The 4,818-nt window shown below is 64.4% G+C and carries 5 protein-coding genes; all 5 read right to left on the bottom strand.

Annotation, left to right across the window (positions count from 1 at the left end):
* A partial coding sequence (gene nuoG / locus EN984_RS22985; protein ID WP_127383962.1) for an NADH-quinone oxidoreductase subunit NuoG occupies positions 1 to 1,271 on the bottom strand: 1,271 nt, incomplete at its 3' end.
* 73 nt (positions 1,272 to 1,344) lie between these two features.
* The gene (locus EN984_RS22980; RefSeq protein WP_127272579.1) at positions 1,345 to 2,031 is read right to left on the bottom strand and encodes an NADH-ubiquinone dehydrogenase; all 687 of its coding nucleotides are present in this window, start codon (positions 2,029 to 2,031) and stop codon (positions 1,345 to 1,347) included.
* A gap of 70 nt (positions 2,032 to 2,101) precedes the next feature.
* The gene (gene nuoF / locus EN984_RS22975; protein WP_127268495.1) at positions 2,102 to 3,406 is read right to left on the bottom strand and encodes an NADH-quinone oxidoreductase subunit NuoF; all 1,305 of its coding nucleotides are present in this window, start codon (positions 3,404 to 3,406) and stop codon (positions 2,102 to 2,104) included.
* Between the two features lie 10 nt (positions 3,407 to 3,416).
* On the bottom strand, positions 3,417 to 4,697 hold the full coding sequence (locus EN984_RS22970) for an NADH-quinone oxidoreductase subunit E (protein WP_127268494.1): 1,281 nt from the start codon (positions 4,695 to 4,697) through the stop codon (positions 3,417 to 3,419).
* Positions 4,698 to 4,818: hypothetical protein (locus EN984_RS22965; protein ID WP_164765591.1), on the bottom strand; the 121-nt coding region annotated here is incomplete at its 5' end.

Genomic DNA, 4,818 nt, shown 5'->3' with positions numbered 1-4,818 from the left:
GAGCCCAGCTGTTCGTAGTCGTAGCGGGTATCGCCAACATCGCCGATGACGCCGACCGGCAGATTGCCGATCCGCCAGCGCTTGCGGATACGGGCGTTGAGCACCGAGGCTTCATAGCGCGGATTGGCGCCGATGATCAGCACCGCATCGGCCTGCTCGATTCCTTCGATGGTCGGGTTGAAGATGTAGCTCGCCCGGCCGAGCGCCGGGTCGAGTGCGGCGCCGTCCTGGCGGCAATCGGTATTCTTCGAGCCGAGCGAAGCCATCAGCAGCTTGAGCGCATAGGTTTCCTCGACGGCGGCGAGATCGCCCGCGATAGCGCCGATCTTTTCGGGCGCCGTCTTCGATACCGCGTCCTTGATCGCGGCGAAGGCCTCGGCCCAGCTGGCGGCAACCAACCTGCCGTCCTTGCGCACATAGGGGCGGTCGAGACGCTGCGTGCGCAGGCCGTCCCAGATAAATCGGGTCTTGTCGGAGATCCACTCCTCGTTCACCGCCTCGTTGACGCGCGGCAGGATGCGCATCACTTCGCGGCCCCGGCTATCGACACGGATCGCCGAGCCGACCGCATCCATCACATCGATGGATTCGGTCTTGGTCAGCTCCCACGGCCGCGCCTGGAAGGCGAATGGCTTCGAGGTCAGCGCGCCGACCGGGCAAAGGTCGATGACATTGCCCTGCAGCTCCGACGTCATCGCCTGTTCGAGATAGGTGGTGATCTCGGCATCCTCGCCGCGGCCGATCAGGCCCAGTTCGGAAATGCCGGCGACTTCGGTGGTGAAGCGGACGCAGCGCGTGCAGTGGATGCAGCGGTTCATCACCGTCTTCACCAGCGGCCCGATGTATTTGTCTTCGACCGCGCGCTTGTTCTCGTGATAGCGCGAGGAATCGACGCCGAAGGCCATCGCCTGGTCCTGCAGGTCGCATTCGCCGCCCTGGTCGCAGATCGGGCAATCCAGCGGATGGTTGATCAGCAGGAACTCCATCACGCCTTCCCTGGCCTTCTTGACCATCGGCGTGTTGGTGAAGATTTCCGGCGCCTCGCCATTCGGCCCGGGACGCAGGTCGCGCACGTTCATGGCGCAGGAGGCCTGCGGCTTGGGCGGCCCGCCCTTCACCTCGATCAGGCACATGCGGCAATTGCCGGCGATCGAGAGCCGCTCATGGAAGCAGAAGCGCGGCACTTCCGCGCCAGCGTCTTCCGCCGCCTGCAGCAGCGTGTAGTGGTCGGGTACAGTGATCTCTTTCCCGTCGACCTTGAGCTTTGCCATTCGCCTCAAACCCCTGCGGAGTTCCCGCAATCTCTTTGTCCGGACGCGGTCGAGACCACGTCAGGCATTTCATTCACTTGACGGCGAGCGCCGCCGCTTGGGCTGTCCAATCGTCGCGGCCGATACGGCCGCCGAGCGACAGATAATCCTCGACCCAGGCAACCTCTTGCGGCGTCCATGCCGCGATCTGGGCATAGGTCCAGATACCGAGGCCGTTGAGAACCTTTTCCAGCTTCGGCCCGATGCCCGAGATGGCCTTGAGATCCGCCGGTTTGGCCGGTTTCTCCATGGCGTTGGGCTGCCTGAAATCCTCGGGCATCAGCGCATCGCCGGCGCCGCTTGTCGCCGGAGCGGCGTTGGCGGCCGGCACGGCAGTGGCGGCTTCCTTGGCGGCAATATCGGTGACCTCCCGGGCGAAGGACTGCGCCTCGGCGATCATGCTTTTCGCCGTCGCCCGCGCCTTCGTGGAGGAAGAGTTCGGATCGTCGAACTGCGCGACGCGCGCCTCGAAATCATCGACGATCGGCTGCAGCAGCCGCTGCGAGGCTTCTGCCGCGCCTGAAAGCGCGCCCAGCCAGACGCCGAAAGCATGATTGGCGAGCCCGAGGCCAAGCGCCGACATCGCCGCCGCACCCGCCACAGGATGCACGAAAAGGTTGACGGCGCTGGCCATCTCCTTCGGCATCATCCTGGTCAAGTCCTGGTTCATCTTCTCGATCTGGTCCAAATTGGGCATCAGCGGGTTCGAATACGGCGCCATAGAGTTCTCCTGGTCGTTTCTTCGTTCGCCCCGCCCTTCGCTGCGGACTTTCGCCCGCGTAAACTTTCTTCTATTCCGCCGCCACCATCACAGGCTCGGCCCGGTGCGCATTGCGCGAAAACTCGTCGATGCGCCGCTCCACTTCGCCGCGAAAATGCCGCATCAGGCCCTGGATCGGCCAGGCCGCCGCGTCGCCAAGCGCGCAGATCGTATGGCCTTCGATCTGCTTGGTGACGTCGAGCAGCATATCGATCTCGCGCTTCTGCGCCTCGCCGCGCACCAGCCGTTCCATCACCCGCCACATCCAGCCGGTGCCTTCGCGGCATGGCGTGCACTGGCCGCAGCTCTCGTGCTTGTAGAAGTAGGAAAGCCGCGCGATCGCCTTCACGACATCGGTCGACTTGTCCATGACGATGACAGCCGCGGTTCCAAGGCCGGATTTGAGGTCGCGCAGCGCGTCGAAATCCATCGGCGTGTCGATGATCTGCTCGGCCGGCACCAGCGGCACCGAGGCGCCGCCCGGTATGACCGCCAAAAGATTGTCCCAGCCGCCGCGAATGCCGCCGCAATGCGTCTCGATGAGCTCGCGGAACGGAATCGACATCGCCTCTTCGACCGTGCACGGATTGTTGACGTGGCCGGAGATGCAAAACAGCTTGGTGCCGACATTGTTGGGCCGGCCGAAGGACGAGAACCAGGCCGCTCCTCGGCGCAGGATGGTCGGCGCAACCGCGATCGATTCGACATTGTTGACCGTGGTCGGGCAGCCATAGAGGCCGACATTGGCCGGGAATGGCGGCTTCAGCCGCGGCTGGCCCTTCTTGCCTTCGAGGCTTTCGAGGAGTGCAGTCTCCTCGCCGCAGATATAGGCGCCGGCGCCGTGGTGCATGTAGATGTCGAAATCATAGCCGGAGGTGTTGTTCTTGCCGATCAGCTTGGCCTCATAGGCTTCCTCGATCGCGCGCTGGAGCGCCTCGCGCTCGCGGATGAACTCGCCGCGCACATAGATGTAGGCGGCAATCGCGCCCATGGCGAAGCCGGCAAGCAGCGCGCCCTCGACCAGCGTGTGCGGGTCGTTGCGCAGAATGTCGCGGTCCTTGCAGGTGCCGGGCTCGGATTCGTCGGCGTTGATGACGAGATAGCTCGGCCGGCCATCGCTCTGCTTGGGCATGAACGACCATTTGAGACCGGTCGGGAAGCCGGCGCCGCCGCGGCCGCGCAGGCCCGACGCCTTCATCTCGTTGACGATCCATTCGCGCCCCTTGGCAACGATGCCGGGCGTGTTGTCCCAGGCGCCGCGCGCCATCGCGCCGGCCAGCGACTTGTCGAACAGGCCGTAAATATTGGTGAAGATGCGGTCTTTGTCCTGAAGCATTTTTCGTCCCTCAGACCGGCTTCTTGCCGAAGACGCGGATGTATTCGGCGACGCCACCCTTGGCGAGCGCCTTGGCCTGCTTGACCCAGTCGTCGCGATCGATGCGGCCCTGGAAAGAGAGATAGCCATCCACCCACTCGCGTTCGGCCTTCTTCCACGACGCGACCTGCGCGAAGGTGAAAATGCCGAGCGTATGCAGGATGCCCTCGATCTTGGGGCCGACGCCGGAGATCAGCTTGAGGTCGTCGACCTGTGCCGGTTTATCGATTCCGGCCGGACGGTTTTTGTCCCCGAGCGACGGTTTGGCCGGCTTGGCCGCCGGCACCTTGACCTCCGGCGCCTTGAAGGCGGATGCCGGCTCGGCCTTGGTTATCGGACCGCTGCGCTGCTTGGAAACCTGCTCGACCTTGGAGTCCGCCTTGTTGGCGTTGGCGGCCGAATGCAGCGGCGCGGCAACGCTCGCCGCCTTTTCAACCGCCGGCGCGACCTTGGTTTTTGAAGGCGTCTTCAATGCCGGGCTGGTTTCAGGGGCGTCGGTCTTCGGCTTGCTGGTGTTGGACGGTGCGACAGGGGCCGCGGCCGGCCCCGGCACAGGCGCCGCGATGATCGCGTCGGGCGCCGCCCTGGCGGCCTTGGCGGCCTCCCTGGCCTCCCTTTCGCGGGTCGACTTGAGGATCGCCTTTTCGCTCTTCAGCGTGGTGAGGCCGGAGGCCGGCTCGGAGCCGGTGCGGCCGTTCTGCGGCCCCGGTTCCACCGAAGCACCCTTGCCGGCGTCATAGAGATCAATGATTTCAGCCAGGCGTTCCGGCGTCAGATCCTCGAACGTGTCCTTGAAGATCATGACCATCGGCGCGTTGACGCAGGCGCCAAGGCATTCGACCTCTTCCCAGGACAAGGTGCCCTTGTCGTTGGCGTGGAACTGGTCGTGATGGATTTTGGAGCGGCACACATCCATCAGCGCTTCCGAACCGCGCAGCATGCAGGGCGTGGTGCCGCAGACCTGGATATGCGCACGCGTGCCGACCGGATTCAACTGGTACTGCGTGTAGAAGGTCGCGACTTCGAGCCCGCGGATACGCGGCATGCCGAGCATGTCGGAAATCGTCTCGATGGCCGCCTTCGTCACCCAGCCTTCCTGCTCCTGCGCTATCATCAGCAAGGGAATGATGGCCGACTGCTCACGGCCCTTCGGGTACTTCTTGATCCATTGCTTCGCCGCAGCCGCGTTCGCCCGGTTGAAGGCGAAGGATGCTGGCTGGACGCTGGCTTCTGCGAGACGGCGTACTGACATTTAGCGATCGACCTCACCAAACACGATGTCGAGGGAGCCGAGAACGGCGGTGACGTCGGCCAGCATGTGGCCGCGGCAGAGGGAATCCATCGCCTGCAGATTCGCGACACCCCGCGCGCGC

It is taken from the genome of Mesorhizobium sp. M7A.F.Ca.CA.004.12.1.1, assembly GCF_003997835.1.
GTDB lineage: Bacteria > Pseudomonadota > Alphaproteobacteria > Rhizobiales > Rhizobiaceae > Mesorhizobium.
The sequence above is the reverse complement of the archived record's forward strand: the minus strand, read 5'-3'. Positions and strand labels throughout refer to the sequence as shown.

Coding starts and splice junctions, on each gene's coding strand:
- EN984_RS22980 (WP_127272579.1), bottom strand. CDS start 2,031: ATGGCGCCGTATTCGAACCCGCTGATGCCCAATTTGGACCAGATCGAG.
- nuoF (WP_127268495.1), bottom strand. CDS start 3,406: ATGCTTCAGGACAAAGACCGCATCTTCACCAATATTTACGGCCTGTTC.
- EN984_RS22970 (WP_127268494.1), bottom strand. CDS start 4,697: ATGTCAGTACGCCGTCTCGCAGAAGCCAGCGTCCAGCCAGCATCCTTC.